Source organism: Sutcliffiella horikoshii, from assembly GCF_044809035.1.
GTDB lineage: Bacteria > Bacillota > Bacilli > Bacillales > Bacillaceae_I > Sutcliffiella_A > Sutcliffiella_A horikoshii_G.
On record NZ_CP085237.1, the window covers coordinates 1,928,864 to 1,946,669 of the forward strand.

Here is a 17,806-nt window from a genome sequence, read left to right on the forward strand (position 1 = left end):
GTGCCATGATCAGAAATGCAGAGATTATTGCCGTAGGCTCTGAATTACTGTTGGGACAAATCTGTAACACAAATGCCCAGTATCTTTCAAAGCAACTTGCTGAGTTAGGCATAAACGTCTTTTACCATACAGTAGTCGGAGATAATCCTTCCAGGCTTGAAGAAGTCATCACAACAGCAAAACAACGCTCTAATCTTCTGATATTCACAGGAGGACTTGGGCCGACAAAAGATGATCTGACAAAGGAAACCATTGCAAGAGTGCTTGGTAAGCAGCTGGTCATGGATGAACAAGCGCTGATCAACATCCAAGATTATTTCAAAAAATCACACCGTGTGATGAGTGAAAACAACAAAAAGCAGGCACTTGTTTTGGAAGGTTCCTCTATCTTGGCAAACGATTATGGCATGGCTCCAGGAATGGCGCTTACTGAAGATTCTCATACATATATGCTTTTACCTGGGCCGCCAAAAGAACTTCAGCCAATGTTTTCCCTCCACGGCAGAGAATTCCTGTTAGATAAGCTAGGAGTCAGAGAACAGATTGTATCCAAAGTTCTCCGCTTCTTTGGCATTGGGGAATCACAATTGGAAACGGATATTGAAGATATCATTGACCAACAGACAAATCCCACCATTGCCCCATTAGCAGGAGACAATGAAGTTACGCTTAGGTTAACTGCAAAACATCAATCTATCGATGAAGCAAACCGTTTGATTGCCCTTTGTGAAAAAGAAATTTTAGAAAGAGTCGGTGATTACTTCTTCGGATACGACGAAGACACAATCTACTCCGTTCTTTTTGAAAAGGTCCAAAACTCTCATTACACGCTGAGCAGTGCTGAAAGTCTTACCGGAGGATTGTTCTCGGAGAAAATGACTAGCTTCACAGGAGCTTCTGAAGTGATAGAAGGAGCTATTGTCAGCTATACCAATAGTGTTAAGGAACATGTTCTTGGCGTAAAAAAACAAACACTAGAAACAGATGGAGCAGTTAGTGCGCAGACGGCAAAAGAAATGGCAATCGGTGTAAAAAAACTACTTCAAACAGATATCGGAATCAGTTTCACAGGAGTTGCAGGTCCAGGAACCATGGACAATCAACCTGTTGGCACAGTGTTTATCGGATTGGCTCTACCAAATGGAGAAACTGCCGTCCATAAAATTCATTTGGCAGGAACAAGAGATGGCATAAGACATAGATCAGCAAAATACGGTTGTCACTATTTATTGAAAGAATTATTCAAGTAGTTGAGGGGAACTTCAACTACTTTTTTTTTTTTATGTTCGATGATTTTGCATTTTTTTTAAAAGTAATTTTATATTTTCAATTAAATATTATCCGCAAAACCAGATTTCCCCCTAAAGACAAATTCATATTTTGTGGCCCATTTGCGCTGCAAAAAAACCGAATGGATGTTCGTTTTTTAGTTGCCAAACGAATTGAAAAAGGGTATAGTAAGAGTAGTTAATAGATACTATTCATTTAGTTTAATAGATAAGAGGAGGAAATTGTGTGAGTGATCGTAAAGCTGCATTAGATATGGCGTTAAAACAAATAGAAAAGCAATTCGGTAAAGGTTCCATTATGAAATTGGGTGAACAGGCAGAACGTAAGATCTCCACTATGCCGAGTGGTTCGTTGGCATTGGACGTTGCATTAGGTGCTGGAGGATACCCACGAGGTAGAGTGGTAGAAATATATGGTCCGGAATCTTCCGGTAAAACAACGGTTGCCCTTCATGCGATCGCTGAAGTACAGCAACAAGGCGGACAAGCTGCATTTATCGATGCCGAGCACGCGCTGGATCCTGTGTATGCACAAAAACTTGGCGTAAACATAGACGAGCTTCTTCTATCCCAGCCAGATACCGGTGAGCAGGCATTGGAAATCGCAGAAGCCCTAGTAAGAAGTGGAGCGGTTGACATCATCGTTGTCGATTCTGTAGCGGCTCTAGTACCAAAAGCGGAAATCGAAGGGGAAATGGGGGACTCCCATGTGGGTCTTCAAGCCCGTTTAATGTCCCAAGCTCTTCGTAAGCTTTCAGGTGCCATCAATAAATCAAAAACCATCGCTATCTTCATCAACCAGATTCGTGAAAAAGTCGGGGTAATGTTTGGTAATCCTGAAACGACTCCTGGTGGCCGCGCCCTGAAATTCTACTCTTCCGTACGTTTAGAAGTTCGTCGTGCGGAGCAGTTGAAACAGGGTCATGATATTGTCGGGAACAAAACAAAGATTAAAGTTGTCAAAAACAAAATAGCTCCTCCTTTCAAAGTAGCTGAAGTTGATATCATGTACGGTGAGGGTATCTCTGGAGAGGGCGAAGTTATTGATATGGGCTCCGATTTGGATATCGTCCAAAAAAGTGGTTCATGGTATTCCTATAATGAAGAAAGATTAGGACAAGGACGCGAAAATGCGAAACAATTCCTTAAAGAAAACAAGGATATTCTTAAAGAAATTCACCAGAAAATTCGTGACCACCACGGATTGGATAAAGAAGTAAATGCGCCAGCAGAAGAAATGGATCAAGAAGAATTAGATTTTTAATACCTTAATACCTCATTACCTAGGCCCTGTACAACCATACAGGGCCTAAAATTTATGGATGACCAAGTGAATTACAGGTAAACAGGACAATTTTATTAAAAAAAATCATTAAAAAGAGGATTAGTTTACCAAAAAGGCCATATCCTTACCGGGACAGGCTTGACAATAATTTTTCACAGATTTACAATTAGTATGTATAATTTACATTTTGTTAGAATTTTAGAGCTATAAAAAAGCAAAAGCCCTTGAGCTGTATATTGACAAACATTGTTACAATGTACATGCCGACAATGAAATCTAGCAAGAAAAAAGTTCATAGCAAGAGGAGGTGTAATGATGGATTATATGCCAATTATTATCTCCGCTTTGCTTGCCCTAATCGTCGGTGTAGTTGTTGGCTTTTATGTTCGTAAATCCATTGCAGAACAGAAGATTGCTGGCGCAAGAAGTGTCGCGGATCAAATCGTAGAAGATTCCAGACGTGAAGCTGAATCGCTTAAAAAAGAAGCGCTTTTGGAAGCAAAGGACGAAATTCACAAACTTCGAACTGAAGCTGAACGTGAAATTCGAGACCGTAGAAGCGAACTGCAAAAACAAGAAAATCGTTTAATGCAAAAAGAAGAGAATCTAGATCGAAAAGATGAATCGCTTGATAAGCGAGAAGTTGCATTAGAAAGGCGTGAAGATTCTTTAAACGATAGACAACAGCATATTGAAGAATTAGAAAGCAAAGTGGATGATATAGTGCGTAAACAGCAAGAAGAGCTAGAACGCATTTCAGCATTAACGCGAGAAGAAGCCAAACATATCATTTTGGATCGTGTTGAGAACGAATTATCCCACGACATTGCTCTTATGGTGAAAGAAAGTGAAAACAGAGCAAAAGAAGATGCGGATAAAAAGGCAAGAGAGATTCTTTCTTTAGCCGTTCAACGTTGCGCCGCAGATCATGTGGCTGAAACAACAGTATCCGTCGTTAACTTACCAAATGATGAAATGAAAGGCCGAATCATTGGTCGTGAAGGACGAAATATCCGTACACTTGAAACACTTACTGGTATTGATCTTATTATTGATGATACGCCAGAGGCAGTTATTTTATCTGGTTTTGATCCAATCAGACGTGAAACTGCACGCATTGCTTTAGATAAGTTAGTCCAGGATGGACGTATTCACCCTGCACGTATTGAGGAAATGGTTGAAAAATCAAGACGTGAAGTAGATGAATATATCCGTGAGATGGGCGAACAAACAACATTTGAAGTAGGCGTACATGGGTTACATCCTGATTTAATCAAAATTCTAGGACGTCTGAAGTTCCGTACAAGCTACGGTCAAAATGTTCTGAAGCACTCCACGGAAGTAGCATTCCTTTCAGGCCTTATGGCTGCTGAGCTTGGTGAGGATGAAACACTTGCCCGCCGTGCAGGACTGTTACATGATATAGGAAAAGCTGTCGATCATGAAGTAGAAGGAAGCCATGTGGAAATCGGAGTGGAATTGGCAACGAAGTATAAAGAACACCCAGTTGTCATTAACAGTATCGCATCCCACCATGGTGATACAGAGCCAACTTCCATCATTGCAGTCTTGGTTGCTGCAGCAGATGCACTATCTGCGGCAAGACCGGGAGCACGTAGTGAGACGTTGGAAAACTATATCCGCAGACTTGAAAAGCTGGAAGAGATTTCCGAAAGCTATGAAGGTGTAGAAAAATCCTTTGCTATTCAAGCGGGACGCGAGGTTCGTATTATGGTGAAACCTGATACCATCGATGACCTAGAGGCACACCGATTGGCTCGGGATATCCGAAAACGGATTGAAGAAGAACTGGATTATCCAGGACATATTAAAGTTACGGTCATTCGTGAAACAAGAGCCGTAGAATATGCAAAATAAAGTGGTGCTCGCACCGCTTTATTTTTTTTCGTTCATTTGCATACAGAGCCTACATATGTAAAACTAAAAAGAGAAATTGATAGTTAGAAGGGATTAGTGATTGTGAGAATTTTATTTATCGGAGATGTAGTTGGTTCACCAGGAAGAAAAATGGTAAGCGAATACCTGCCAAAATTAAAAAGTAAATATAGACCGGCTGTAACCATAGTAAATGGTGAAAATGCAGCTGGAGGAAAAGGAATTACCGAAAAAATTTATCAAGGATTTTTGAAAGCCGGTGCGAACCTTGTAACACTAGGAAATCACACGTGGGACAACAGAGAGATTTTTGAATTTATTGAAGGCGCTAAGCATATGATCAGACCTGCAAATTTTCCAAGTTCAAACCCTGGAAAAGGAATTGCCTATCTTCCTTTTGAAGGAAAGGAACTTGCGGTCATTAATCTTCAAGGTCGGACTTTTTTACCGCCAATAGATTGCCCTTTTAACAAAGTGGACGAGCTTGTGGAAGAAGCGAAAAAAAGAACACCGTTTATTTTTGTGGACTTCCATGCGGAAGCGACCAGTGAAAAGCAAGCAATAGGATGGTACCTTGATGGTAGAGTCACAGGGGTAGTTGGAACGCATACGCATGTGCAAACCAATGATTATCGTATTCTCCCAGAGGGCACGGCATATATTACGGACGTAGGTATGACTGGGCCTTATGATGGCATTCTTGGAGTGGAAAAAGAAGCTGTGCTCAAGCGTTTCACGACTGCACTGCCTGTAAGGTTTGAAGTAACAGAAGGCAGGGCCCAATTGAACGGAGTGTTAATAGACGTAGACATGAAGACTGGTAAAGCAAAGAAAATTCAGACGCTTATGATTAATGAGGATCATCCTTTTTTTGATTAAGACGATGAAGGAAGTAAGAACATTTTGACGATTATGTGACAAGTTGAGGCATACACTTAGCTCTTCTCGAATATAGTAGGAATGAAATTATTAACAATTCATTCATCTATGGATCTTTCACCATATACTGTAAATGTTAAGGAGGAGCTAGAAATGGAAATATTAAAGGTTTCAGCTAAGTCTAACCCAAATTCGGTAGCAGGGGCTTTAGCAGGGGTTTTACGAGAGCGTGGAGGTGCCGAAATTCAAGCGATTGGGGCAGGTGCACTTAATCAGGCAGTAAAGGCGGTTGCCATCGCTCGGGGGTTTGTTGCACCAAGTGGAGTGGATTTAATTTGCATCCCGGCGTTTACAGACATATTGATTGACGGAGAAGAAAGAACGGCCATCAAGTTGATAGTGGAGCCAAGATAAAATAGTCCTTTACTGAACCTGTTTGCTTGTTTTTGCAAACAGGTTTGTTTTATTCTAATTCAATGACACAGGTTGCATGTGATAAAAATAATGGAGGGGCTGTTCTTGAAAATTTTTGATGCGCATTGCGATGTGCTTTGGAGAATGTGGGAAGATAGAGGTATTTCCTTTAAAGATAGTGAAGTGTTGCATGTAACATGGGACGGGTTAAAGAAGTCAACTGCAAAGGTCCAATGCTTTGCCGTTTATATCCCAGAGAAAGTGAGGCAGGAATCTGCTTTTGACGTAGCTCTGGAAATGATTGACCTCTTTTATGAAGAGATCTTGCAGAGGTTTCCCAACATGAAACTTATTAGAACCAAAAGGGATATTGCCGAATTAAAGGAAGAGCAGATAGGGGCCATATTGACTTTAGAAGGCTGTGACGCTATAGGCGCAGATATAGAAAAACTGAGAACATTGTATCGATTGGGAATTTCATCCGTCGGGTTAACTTGGAACCATGCCAATGCAGTTGCAGATGGTATCTTAGAAGAAAGAGGAGCAGGGCTCAGTTCTTTTGGGAAAAAAGTTGTCAAACTGAACAATGATCATTTTATTTGGACAGATGTTTCTCACCTGTCTGTTAAAGGCTTCTGGGATGTGATGGAATTGGGTGATTATGTGATTGCTTCCCATTCAAACTGCAATAAGATTTGTAATAACCGGAGAAACTTGTCCGACGAACAAGTTCAAGCGCTGATCCAGAAGGATGGGGCCATAGGAGTCACTTTTGTTCCTCAATTTTTATCAAGCGGCACACAGGCGAATATTACGGATGTCCTTCGACATGTTGAACACTTCTGTTCACTAGGGGCTGTAAAGCATATAGGATTTGGGTCGGACTTTGACGGGATTGAACAGACTGTCAAGAGCTTGGGGAGAATTGAAGATTATACTAATTTAGTGAATAGCTTATTAAAATACTATTCTGAAACAGAAGTAAAAGGCTTTTTGTTTGATAATTTTTATACAAGGTTCCCGAGATGACAGGAAAATAGAGAGGTTTCAAGCTTTCCGACTATACTGTTAAAATATCCAAATTTTTCGAAAGAAATTAATTCAAAGACTTGTATTTTTAAAAAAATAGGTCTACAATGAAAGCGTTTAGTACATATTTAGCGGTTTTTTAAGTCTGATTTATATTTAATAGGTAACTTCTAGTTATATAATGGGAATAATGCTACAATTAATATTGTACAAAATTCTGACAACGAACGTAATTAAAGGGGTGTAAGGCACATGATCAATCAACTTTCATGGAAAGTTGGAGGGCAACAAGGGGAAGGTATCGAAAGTACTGGTGAGATTTTCTCCATTGCATTAAATCGTTTAGGCTATTACTTATATGGTTATCGCCATTTTTCTTCTCGTATTAAAGGTGGACATACGAACAACAAAATTCGTGTGAGTACGACTCAGGTCCGTTCCATTTCGGACGACCTTGATATATTAGTAGCGTTTGACCAAGAGACAATCGACGTTAACTATCATGAGCTTCGTGAAGGCGGAGTGGTCATCGCGGATGCAAAGTTTAAACCAAGTATCCCTGAAGATGGCAAAGCAACGTTGTACGCTGTTCCATTTACTGAAATCGCGACGGAACTTGGAACTTCATTAATGAAGAACATGGTTGCAGTAGGAGCATCGAGCGCTATCCTTGATTTAGATGCGGAATCTTTCCGTGAAGTAGTGCAAGAGATTTTCGGTCGTAAAGGGGAATCTATTGTTGAAAAAAACATGGAAGCGATCCGAGCAGGTGTTCAGTTTATTAAAGATCAAGCTGAAAACGTCGAAACGATGCAACTTGAGAAAGCTGACGGAAACAAACGTCTATTCATGATTGGAAATGATGCAATTGCATTGGGTGCTGTAGCGGCAGGATCTCGTTTTATGCCGGCATACCCGATTACTCCAGCTTCTGAAATCATGGAATACTTAATCAAAAAACTTCCGAAATTCGGCGGTACGGTTATTCAAACGGAAGATGAGATTGCTGCTTGTACGATGGCGATTGGTGCCAACTATGCAGGTGTCCGTACATTGACTGCTTCAGCAGGTCCTGGACTATCTTTAATGATGGAAGCAATCGGCCTTTCCGGTATGACGGAAACTCCCCTTGTTGTCGTGGATACGCAACGTGGAGGACCAAGTACAGGATTACCAACGAAAATTGAGCAGTCCGACCTTATGGCGATGATTTATGGCACACATGGAGAAATTCCAAAAGTGGTAATGGCTCCAAGTACAGTACAAGAGGCTTTCTATGATACAATCGAAGCATTTAACATTGCAGAAGAGTATCAAGTACCAGTTATTCTTTTGACTGACCTGCAATTGTCCTTAGGTAAGCAATCTGTAGAAGCTTTAGATTATAAAAACATTGAAATCAGACGAGGCAAGCTCGATATTAACCAAGAGATTCCTGCTTCTGATGATAAAGCATATTTCAAGCGTTATGAAGTAACAGAAGATGGCGTTTCTCCTCGTGTCATTCCTGGAATGAAAAACGGCATCCATCACGTTACAGGTGTAGAGCACGAAGAAACAGGAAAACCTTCAGAGGTTGCAGCAAACCGACAAGCTCAAATGGACAAGCGTCTTCGTAAATTGAATAATCTTAAATTCAATACACCGGTACACGTAAATGCAAAATATGAAGAGGCTGATGTACTTCTTGTTGGATTCAACTCAACGCGAGGAACTATTGAAGAGGCAATGGAAAGATTGGAGATGGATGGAGTTAAAGCTAATCATGCTCAAGTCCGCCTGATCCACCCGTTCCCGACAGAGGAAATCGCGCCACTTGTAAAAGCTGCTAAAAAAGTTATTGTTGTGGAGTACAATGCTACCGGACAACTTGCTAACATCTTGAAAATGAATGTAGGCGAGCATGAAAAAATCCGTAGTCTCTTAAAGTATGATGGGGATCCATTCTTACCGAAAGAAATCCACTCAAAATGCAAGGAGTTGTTATAAATGGCAACGTTTAAAGATTTTCGAAATAATGTAAAACCTAACTGGTGCCCTGGTTGTGGTGACTTTTCGGTACAAGCTGCCATCCAACGTGCTGCCGCAAATGTCGGACTGGAGCCTGAAAACCTGGCAGTAGTATCAGGTATCGGATGTTCCGGACGTATTTCCGGTTATATCAACTCTTACGGTTTTCATGGTATTCATGGACGCTCACTTCCTATCGCACAAGGTGTGAAAATGGCGAATAAAGATCTTACGGTTATCGCTTCAGGTGGGGATGGCGATGGGTTTGCCATTGGTTTAGGACATACCATCCATGCTATTCGTCGAAATATTGATGTTACATACATCGTAATGGATAACCAGATTTATGGACTGACAAAAGGACAAACGTCTCCTCGTAGTGAAGTTGGTTTTAAAACGAAGTCAACTCCACAAGGATCTATCGAGTCCTCTCTGTCAGTAATGGAAATGGCTTTAACAGCAGGTGCGACATTTGTAGCACAGAGCTTCTCTACTGATTTAAAAGACCTTACTTCCTTGATAGAACAAGGAATCAAGCATAAAGGATTCTCTTTGATCAACGTGTTCAGCCCGTGTGTTACCTATAATAAAGTAAACACATACGACTGGTTCAAAGAAAATCTTACAAAGCTAGCTGATATTGAGGGATATGACGCACATAATAAAGTTTCTGCGATGCAGACTTTAATGGAGCATAACGGACTTGTCACTGGGTTGATTTATCAAAACAAGGATCAGAAATCCTATCAAGATTTGGTTCCAAACTATAGTGAAGAACCTCTTGCAAAAGCAGATCTCCAATTAGATGAAGAGCAATTCAACTCTTTAGTGAAAGAATTTATGTAACAACATGGAAGTCCCAGCTTAATTGCTGGGCCTTTTTTAATCCTATACATGTAAACGCTTACTTACTGACGAAAAAAATATAAATATTTTATCTGACATACTCAGTTGTCCGTATCCAGTGGACAACTCGGTTTACACACATCCTTATAGATGATACACTCTTACTAGTATTTAAGATTATTAGTTTTATTTTTATAAGGGAGTGTTCTCTGTGAATGGAAAAATGAAGGCGATTGTGAAGCATCATCGCGGGTATGGTGCGGAACTTCAAATGATAGATATACCTAAAATAAAAGAAGATGAAGTGTTAATAAAAGTGAAAGCAACATCCATTTGTGGTACGGATGTTCATATTTATACATGGGATGAGTGGTCCCAAAGCAGAGTGAACCCTCCATATGCATTCGGACATGAATTTGCAGGAGAGATTGTTGAAGTTGGAAGCAAGGTTAACAATGTTCAGTTAGGTGACCAAGTTTCTGCTGAAACGCATATCGTTTGCTACAAATGCCCACAATGTTTGAAGGGTGATTACCATATTTGTAAAGATACCAAAATTATTGGGGTAGACACGCAAGGCTGTTTTGCTGAGTATGTCGCTCTTCCTGCAGTGAATGTTTGGAAAAACCCTAAAGATATGCCTTATGATGTTGCTTCTGTGCAGGAGCCTATGGGAAATGCAGTTCATACAGTACTTGCAGGGGATGTAACCGGAAAATCTGTGGCAGTTATCGGTTGTGGTCCAATCGGAATCATGGCTGTTGGGGTTGCTAAAGCAGCAGGTGCTTCACAAGTTATTGCCATTGACTTGAATGAATATCGTTTAGATCTTGCTACAAAAATGGGAGCTACTACGGTTATCAATGCAAAAGAAGCCAACCCGGTGGAAGAAGTCATGAAATTGACAGACGGACACGGTGTGGAAGTGGTATGTGAGATGTCTGGCCATCCAATTGCGATGAATCAAGGATTTAAAATGATTACAAATGGCGGAAGAGTATCTATCTTGAGCCTACCTGTCCGTCCTGTTGAGCTTGATATCACCAACGATATTGTCTTCAAAGGTGTTACGGTTCAAGGAATCACAGGACGAAAGATGTATTCTACATGGCAGCAAGTTTCAAGTCTTTTAAAATCAGGTCAAGTTGATGTTAAACCGATGATCACTCATCACTTTCCACTTGAGGAGTTCGAAAAAGGCTTTGATTTAATGATTTCCGGTCAATGTGGTAAAGTTGTACTACAACCATAATAGAAAACAGGAGGGGTTAAGATGAAAGGTTTTGAATACTTACAAGAAGAGTTAGATCAAATGAAAGAACAAGGTACATTCCGTAAATTGATACCTTTAGAGTCCGATCAGGGATCCAAAGTGGTTATAAACGGAAAAGAAGTGATACAGCTTTCTTCCAATAACTATTTAGGTTTGACTACTCATCCTCGCTTAGTAAAAGCTGCACTAGAAGCGGTTGAAAAATACGGTGCCGGAACAGGATCAGTCCGTACAATTGCCGGTACATTCACTATGCATGAGCAATTAGAAGAAAAATTAGCAAAGTTTAAACATACAGAAGCAAGTCTTGTGTTCCAATCCGGCTTTACAACAAACCAAGGAGTTTTATCTGCAATTCTTTCCCCAGAAGATGTTGTAATCTCAGATGCGTTAAATCATGCGTCCATTATTGATGGAATCAGATTGACAAAGGCTGCACGTAAAGTGTACAAGCATGTGGATATGGAAGATTTAGAACGTGCGTTAAGAGAATCTACTGAGTACCGCAAACGTCTAATTGTTACAGACGGCGTATTCTCTATGGATGGAAATATTGCACCACTTGATAAAATTGTGGAGCTGGCTGAAAAGTATGACGCGCTAGTAATGGTAGACGATGCGCATGCTTCAGGCGTACTTGGCGAAAACGGCCGTGGTACTGTAAATCACTTTGGATTAGATGGACGCGTTCATATTCAAGTTGGTACATTAAGTAAAGCTGTCGGCGTTCTAGGTGGATATGTAGCGAGCTCCCGTTCATTAATTGATTACCTTATTCATAAAGGCCGTCCGTTCTTATTCAGTACTTCCCATCCACCAGCAGTAACAGCTGCATGTGATGAAGCAATCCAAGTTTTACTTGAAGAGCCTGAACTTATTGAAAAACTATGGGATAATGCCAAATTCTTTAAAGATGGACTTCTGAAACTTGGTTTTAATACCGGGGAAAGCCAAACACCGGTTACACCAGTTATTGTAGGTGACGAAGCACTGTCTCATAAATTTTCTGATAAGCTGTTAGAGTACGGTGTTTTTGCACAAGGTATCGCATTCCCGACCGTTGCAAAAGGACTTGCTCGTGTAAGAACAATCGTAACTGCCCAGCATTCAAAAGAAGAGCTTCAAGAAGCATTGGACATCTTCGAAAAAGCGGGCAAAGAATTAGGAATCATATCGTAATAATGCAAAGAGAGACACCTTATATGTGTCTCTCTTGTTGTGTATTTGCTCTTTAGGAGCTTACCTATCTCTTAAATATGTAGATTTATGTAAACTTCTCCATTTTTATTGTTTAAGAAGCCATAAAATTATATACTATGTTAATGTGTAGGGTTTTATGCGCTCTACTTTTCTGGAAAGGAGTTATCACAATGAATGAGAAACAAAGAGTGGAAGCAGGACAAGTATTGACTGGAAATTCTTCGGACAAAAAATCCGAAAAGGATTTCAGTAAATACTTTGAGTCTGTTTATGTACCACCTTCCCTAAAAGATGCAAAAAAACGCGGAAAAGAAGAAGTTGCTTATCAAGATTTTTCAATTTCCGATGAATTTAAAAACCTTGGGGTTGGCAAGAAATTTTATATTCGTACGTATGGTTGTCAGATGAATGAACATGACACGGAAGTAATGGCAGGGATCTTTCTTGCTTTAGGTTACGAGCCGACCTATACAGTAAATGATGCGGATGTTATCCTTTTAAATACCTGTGCAATCCGGGAAAATGCAGAGAACAAAGTTTTTGGAGAGCTAGGCCACTTAAAGACATTGAAAAAATCAAGACCAGGTCTATTAATTGGTGTTTGCGGTTGTATGTCCCAGGAAGAGTCAGTCGTAAACAAGATTCTAAAAACCTATCAGCAAGTGGACATGATCTTTGGAACTCATAATATTCATCGACTTCCCAACATTTTAAAGGACGCTTATATGTCCAAAGAAATGGTCATTGAAGTTTGGTCTAAAGAAGGGGATGTCATTGAGAACCTTCCGAAGAACCGTAAAGGTGAAATCAAAGCATGGGTAAACATCATGTACGGCTGTGATAAGTTCTGCACGTACTGTATCGTGCCGTATACCCGAGGGAAAGAGCGCAGTAGACGTCCAGAAGATATCATCCAAGAAGTGCGCCATTTGGCAGCGCAAGGGTATAAAGAAATTACACTGCTTGGACAGAATGTGAATGCTTATGGAAAAGATTTCGAGGATATGAGCTATGGACTAGGCGATTTAATGGATGAAATCCGTAAAATAGACATTCCGCGAATTCGCTTTACAACAAGTCACCCAAGAGACTTTGATGATCGCTTGGTGGAAGTACTTGCTAAGGGCGGCAATTTGCTTGATCATATTCACTTACCAGTGCAATCTGGTAGCTCCGAAATTTTGAAATTGATGGCACGTAAATATGATAGAGAACGTTACCTTGAGTTGGTTGGGAAAATCAAGACGGCAATGCCGAATGTATCCTTAACAACCGATATCATTGTTGGGTTCCCTAACGAAACAGAAGAACAGTTTGAGGAAACGATGTCTCTGTATCGTGAAGTGGAATTTGATACAGCATATACGTTCATTTATTCTCCACGGGAAGGTACTCCTGCTGCGAAAATGGAGGATAATGTTCCGCTTGAAGTTAAGAAAGAGCGTCTTCAAAGACTTAACGCACTTGTAAATGAGATTTCTGCCAAGAAGTTAAAAGAATACGAAGGACAGATTGTAGAAGTGTTAGTTGAAGGGGAAAGTAAGAAAAATCCGGATGTCCTTGCAGGATACACAAGTAAAAGTAAATTAGTAAACTTTAAAGCACCAAAATCTGTCATCGGTAAAATGGTCAAAGTGAAAGTTGTAAAAGCTAAAACTTGGACATTAGATGGAGAATTAGTGGAAGAAGTAGCAGAACAAGCACTGGAGGTATAAAAAATGGCAAAGTATACAAGAGCAGAAATAGTGGAAAGAGCAAAAGAATTGGCACAAATGATAGCGGACACAGAAGAAGTGGAATACTTCCAACGTGCTGAAGCACAAATCAATGAAAATCAAAAGATTAAAGAAATGGTTGCAAGTGTGAAGAGCTTGCAAAAGCAGGCTGTTAATTTCCAACACTATGGAAAGACGGAAGCTTTAAAGAAAACAGAAGCGAAATTGGATGCTATTCTGGCAGAATTGGACGAGATTCCAATTGTTCAAGAATTCAAAACGTCCCAAACAAATGTAAATGACCTTTTACAACTAGTTTCTTCTTACATTTCCAAAACAGTAACAGATGAAATCATCGTGGCAACTGGCGGAGACGTCCTGCGCGGAGAAACCGGCTCCTACGTAAAAAACACCACATACGGCGGCGGAAGCTGTTCATAATTTAATGCAAATTTGAATATATTTTCTGAAGCATGGATTCTTATTTCCATGCTTTTTTTATCGCCTGCTTTATCTTGTGATTTTTTCAAAAAATAGGCACATATCCAGATAAGCTTGCATAGAATGAACTATACGTTAATGTGTTAGAAATCATTTAGTTATGCAGCAAATTCAATCTAATCACAATTGTCATTTAACCCGCATAGGATGAAATGAAGATTGTAATGAGGAGGGTGTATGCTCGAATGTCTGAATACAGAGAAATTATCACAAGAGCAGTAACCGGCAAAGGTAGAAAGTTTACGCAGTCAAAGCACACGATAAGTCCCTCGCATCGTCCTACAAGCATTTTAGGATGCTGGGTCATTAACCATACGTATGATGCGAAAAAAGCGGGCGATACGGTGGAAGTAATAGGGAAATATGATATCAACGTCTGGTATTCACACAGTGACAATACCAAGACGGAGGTAGTGACGGAAACGGTTTCCTACAAAGATGTCGTCAAGCTAAGGTATAAAGATGATAACAGCCTTGGTGAAGATCATGAAGTAATTGCGCGTGTCCTACAACAGCCCAATTGCTTAGAAGCGAGCATCGCAGACAAGGAAGCAAAAGTGGAAGTGCAAGTGGAAAGAGAATTCCTCACTGAAATTATTGGGGAAACCAAAATCACAGTTGAAGTACATCCAGATTCATTAGCGGATGATAATGACTGGGATGTTGATGAGGATGAGTTTGAAGACTTGAATCCAGACTTTATCGTCGATGGTTACGAAGAGTAAAGGAACTGGGAAGCATGATGCTTCCTGGTTTTTTTGTATTTGATGTTAGATGCCGCTGTTTCCACAATCACCCCTGATACGCCAAAATATGATATAATAAAGCAGCAAAAAACAATAGTTGGGGGATTACGATGGCTTCTTATACGCCGATGATACAGCAATACCTGAGAGTAAAGGCAGACTATCAAGATGCCTTTTTATTTTTTCGCCTGGGCGATTTTTACGAAATGTTTTTTGAAGATGCGACAAAAGCATCTCAAGAACTTGAAATTACATTAACCAGCCGTGATGGTGGAGGAAATGAGCGAATCCCCATGTGCGGGGTGCCCCACCATTCGGCTCCTAATTATATAGATCAACTCATTGAAAAAGGGTATAAAGTAGCTATTTGTGAGCAAGTAGAAGATCCTAAACTGACTAAAGGGGTCGTGAAACGTGAAGTAGTTCAACTGATCACTCCCGGTACCGTAATGGAAACCAAAGGTCTTTCTGACAAGCAAAACAACTTTTTAACTTCCATCACACATTTTGACGATGAGACATTTGGACTTGCATACGCAGATCTTTCCACAGGGGAGCTGCATACGACCGTTATTACCGGACCCATTCAGCAATTGGTGAATGAGGTATATTCCATTGGTGCGAAGGAAATAGTTGTTTCAGACAACTTTCCGTCAAACCTTGTCCATATGATAAAAGAAAGAATGATAACCACATGCTCCTATGAGGAAGCAACTGATATTCCAATGGAATTTGATCCTATAGTCCGGAATTTAGAACAAGAAAAATTGCGGATCACTGTTGGGCGACTGCTTCACTACTTAAAGAGAACCCAAAAGCGCAGTCTTGATCATCTTCAACCGGCAAGATTTTTTGAATTAAATCAATCAATGAAGATAGACCTCTTCTCCAAGCGAAATCTGGAGTTGACTGAAACCATCCGGTCAAAAGGGAAAAAAGGTTCCTTGCTCTGGTTATTGGATCAAACTGTTACGGCAATGGGTGGTCGCTTGTTAAAGCAATGGGTGGACAGGCCATTAATAAACCCTGTAGAAATAGAAAAACGTCATGATATGGTGGAAACTTTAATAAAAGAGTATTTTACAAGACAAGAAATACGAGAGTTATTAAAAGAAGTCTATGACCTTGAAAGGCTTGCCGGAAGAGTGGCGTTTGGAAATGTTAATGCAAGAGACCTTGTGCAATTACGCAAATCTCTTTCACAAATTCCTCATCTTAAATCGATGGTTCAAAAACTGCCGATTAATCATACTTCGATACTCGACAACATGGATGAGTGTGAAGAATTGACAACCCTTCTTCAGGACAGCTTGATTGAACAGCCTTCGTTGTCTGTCAAAGAAGGAAACATGATGAAAGACGGATTCCATGAGGAATTGGATAAATACCGGGATGCCAGAAGAAACGGCAAGACCTGGATTGCCGAATTGGAAAAAAGAGAGCGAGATTTAACGGGAATACGATCGCTTAAAATAGGCTATAATCGGATTTTTGGTTATTATATTGAAATAACAAAGGCGAACATAGCTTCCCTTCCCGAAGGCAGGTATGAGAGAAAGCAGACACTTGCCAACGCAGAACGGTATATTACAGAAGAACTAAAAGAAAAAGAGACGCTTATTTTAGAAGCCGAGGAAAAGATTGTCGCACTAGAATACGAGCTTTTCTTGAAACTGCGTGAAGAAGTGAAAGCATACATCCCAAGACTGCAGAAACTTGCAAAAGCGGTCAGTGAAATCGATGTTCTTCAATGTTTTGCAACCATCAGTGAGGACCGGTATTACACACGACCTTCCTTTAATGAGGAAAGAAAGGTATACATCAAAGAGGGACGTCATCCAGTAGTGGAAAAAGTGATGGATGCGAATGAATACGTACCTAATGACACTTGGATGGATAAGGAGAATGAAATGTTGCTTATCACAGGTCCAAATATGTCGGGTAAAAGTACGTACATGCGTCAGGTGGCCCTAACAGCAATACTTGCTCAAATAGGCTGTTTCGTTCCTGCAAAAGAGGCATCCCTTCCGATATTTGATCAAATTTTCACGAGAATTGGAGCAGCGGATGACTTGATCTCAGGGCAAAGTACCTTCATGGTTGAAATGCTCGAGGCTCGTAATGCCATCGTTTATGCCACTCAAAACAGTTTGATACTATTTGATGAGATAGGCCGTGGAACATCGACCTATGACGGAATGGCGCTTGCACAGGCATTAATCGAATATATTCATGATAAAATTGGAGCAAAAACTCTTTTTTCCACTCACTATCATGAATTAACGTCATTGGATAAAGAGCTCGGGAAGCTGAAGAATATTCACGTTAGCGTCGTCGAGCAAAATGGTAAAGTGGTATTCCTTCATAAAATGAAGGAAGGACCTGCAGATAAAAGTTACGGAATTCATGTAGCGGAGTTAGCTGAACTTCCGAAAGAACTAATCTTACGAGCGCAAACCATCTTAGAAAAGCTAGAGAGTCAACCTCAAACTGAACGTGTGGAAATTGCTGCTACAAAAGAAATCAATATAGCAGAGCAAGATCCGCTTGCACAACTTTCTTTCTTTGAAGAAACGAAGGATACAAAACAGTCCGATAAGCAGTCTAAAAATGAAAAAGCAGCTCTTGAAAAACTTAGAAAGCTAGAGCTGCTTGAAACGACACCGCTAGAAGCGTTAAATAAACTGCATGAAATTCAGAAACTCTTAAAATTAAAATCCTAA

General features: G+C 40.3%; 14 protein-coding genes. All 14 read left to right on the top strand.

Translation table 11 applies throughout. The features are described from left to right. Positions 1–5 precede the first annotated feature (5 nt). The 14 genes from LG307_RS10035 to mutS all read left to right on the top strand — a co-directional run bounded on the left by LG307_RS10035 (position 6) and on the right by mutS (position 17,806). Positions 6–1,250: a competence/damage-inducible protein A gene (locus LG307_RS10035; protein ID WP_404450125.1), complete on the top strand. Its 1,245-nt coding sequence runs from the start codon at positions 6–8 to the stop codon at positions 1,248–1,250. A 265-nt stretch (positions 1,251–1,515) separates the two neighbouring features. After that, positions 1,516–2,553 (top strand): recombinase RecA, encoded by a 1,038-nt coding sequence (recA, locus tag LG307_RS10040; RefSeq protein ID WP_404450126.1) that lies wholly within the window; start codon positions 1,516–1,518, stop codon positions 2,551–2,553. A gap of 336 nt (positions 2,554–2,889) precedes the next feature. Beyond that, entirely contained in the window at positions 2,890–4,452 is a 1,563-nt protein-coding gene (rny, locus tag LG307_RS10045) for a ribonuclease Y (protein ID WP_404450428.1), read from the top strand. A 102-nt stretch (positions 4,453–4,554) separates the two neighbouring features. After that, complete coding sequence (locus tag LG307_RS10050; RefSeq protein WP_404450429.1) at positions 4,555–5,349, top strand: TIGR00282 family metallophosphoesterase; 795 nt, start codon at positions 4,555–4,557, stop codon at positions 5,347–5,349. Between the two features lie 153 nt (positions 5,350–5,502). Then, the gene (gene spoVS / locus LG307_RS10055) at positions 5,503–5,763 is read left to right on the top strand and encodes a stage V sporulation protein SpoVS (RefSeq protein WP_010193268.1); all 261 of its coding nucleotides are present in this window, start codon (positions 5,503–5,505) and stop codon (positions 5,761–5,763) included. Positions 5,764–5,853: 90 nt separating this feature from the next. Next, on the top strand, positions 5,854–6,792 hold the full coding sequence (locus tag LG307_RS10060) for a dipeptidase (RefSeq protein WP_404450430.1): 939 nt from the start codon (positions 5,854–5,856) through the stop codon (positions 6,790–6,792). Between the two features lie 252 nt (positions 6,793–7,044). Beyond that, entirely contained in the window at positions 7,045–8,781 is a 1,737-nt protein-coding gene (locus tag LG307_RS10065; RefSeq protein ID WP_404450127.1) for a 2-oxoacid:acceptor oxidoreductase subunit alpha, read from the top strand. Next, the gene (locus LG307_RS10070) at positions 8,782–9,648 is read left to right on the top strand and encodes a 2-oxoacid:ferredoxin oxidoreductase subunit beta (protein WP_404450128.1); all 867 of its coding nucleotides are present in this window, start codon (positions 8,782–8,784) and stop codon (positions 9,646–9,648) included. It begins immediately after the preceding gene. A 211-nt stretch (positions 9,649–9,859) separates the two neighbouring features. Further along, on the top strand, positions 9,860–10,900 hold the full coding sequence (tdh, locus tag LG307_RS10075) for an L-threonine 3-dehydrogenase (protein ID WP_404450129.1): 1,041 nt from the start codon (positions 9,860–9,862) through the stop codon (positions 10,898–10,900). 21 nt (positions 10,901–10,921) lie between these two features. Continuing rightward, complete coding sequence (locus LG307_RS10080; protein WP_404450130.1) at positions 10,922–12,100, top strand: glycine C-acetyltransferase; 1,179 nt, start codon at positions 10,922–10,924, stop codon at positions 12,098–12,100. 191 nt (positions 12,101–12,291) lie between these two features. After that, entirely contained in the window at positions 12,292–13,836 is a 1,545-nt protein-coding gene (miaB, locus tag LG307_RS10085; protein WP_404450131.1) for a tRNA (N6-isopentenyl adenosine(37)-C2)-methylthiotransferase MiaB, read from the top strand. A 3-nt stretch (positions 13,837–13,839) separates the two neighbouring features. Further along, positions 13,840–14,277 (top strand): RicAFT regulatory complex protein RicA family protein, encoded by a 438-nt coding sequence (locus LG307_RS10090; RefSeq protein ID WP_404450132.1) that lies wholly within the window; start codon positions 13,840–13,842, stop codon positions 14,275–14,277. Between the two features lie 245 nt (positions 14,278–14,522). Then, positions 14,523–15,062, top strand: a complete 540-nt coding sequence (locus tag LG307_RS10095) for an outer spore coat protein CotE (protein ID WP_404450133.1) — start codon at positions 14,523–14,525, stop codon at positions 15,060–15,062. Positions 15,063–15,193: 131 nt separating this feature from the next. Beyond that, entirely contained in the window at positions 15,194–17,806 is a 2,613-nt protein-coding gene (mutS, locus tag LG307_RS10100) for a DNA mismatch repair protein MutS (protein WP_404450134.1), read from the top strand.

What these genes read in the sequence shown, in the direction of transcription:
- LG307_RS10035 (WP_404450125.1), top strand. Translation starts at nt 6, where the DNA reads ATGATCAGAAATGCAGAGATTATTGCCGTAGGCTCTGAATTACTGTTG.
- rny (WP_404450428.1), top strand. Translation starts at nt 2,890, where the DNA reads ATGGATTATATGCCAATTATTATCTCCGCTTTGCTTGCCCTAATCGTC.
- spoVS (WP_010193268.1), top strand. Translation starts at nt 5,503, where the DNA reads ATGGAAATATTAAAGGTTTCAGCTAAGTCTAACCCAAATTCGGTAGCA.
- LG307_RS10060 (WP_404450430.1), top strand. Translation starts at nt 5,854, where the DNA reads ATGGAGGGGCTGTTCTTGAAAATTTTTGATGCGCATTGCGATGTGCTT.
- LG307_RS10065 (WP_404450127.1), top strand. Translation starts at nt 7,045, where the DNA reads ATGATCAATCAACTTTCATGGAAAGTTGGAGGGCAACAAGGGGAAGGT.
- LG307_RS10070 (WP_404450128.1), top strand. Translation starts at nt 8,782, where the DNA reads ATGGCAACGTTTAAAGATTTTCGAAATAATGTAAAACCTAACTGGTGC.
- LG307_RS10080 (WP_404450130.1), top strand. Translation starts at nt 10,922, where the DNA reads ATGAAAGGTTTTGAATACTTACAAGAAGAGTTAGATCAAATGAAAGAA.
- miaB (WP_404450131.1), top strand. Translation starts at nt 12,292, where the DNA reads ATGAATGAGAAACAAAGAGTGGAAGCAGGACAAGTATTGACTGGAAAT.
- LG307_RS10090 (WP_404450132.1), top strand. Translation starts at nt 13,840, where the DNA reads ATGGCAAAGTATACAAGAGCAGAAATAGTGGAAAGAGCAAAAGAATTG.
- LG307_RS10095 (WP_404450133.1), top strand. Translation starts at nt 14,523, where the DNA reads ATGTCTGAATACAGAGAAATTATCACAAGAGCAGTAACCGGCAAAGGT.
- mutS (WP_404450134.1), top strand. Translation starts at nt 15,194, where the DNA reads ATGGCTTCTTATACGCCGATGATACAGCAATACCTGAGAGTAAAGGCA.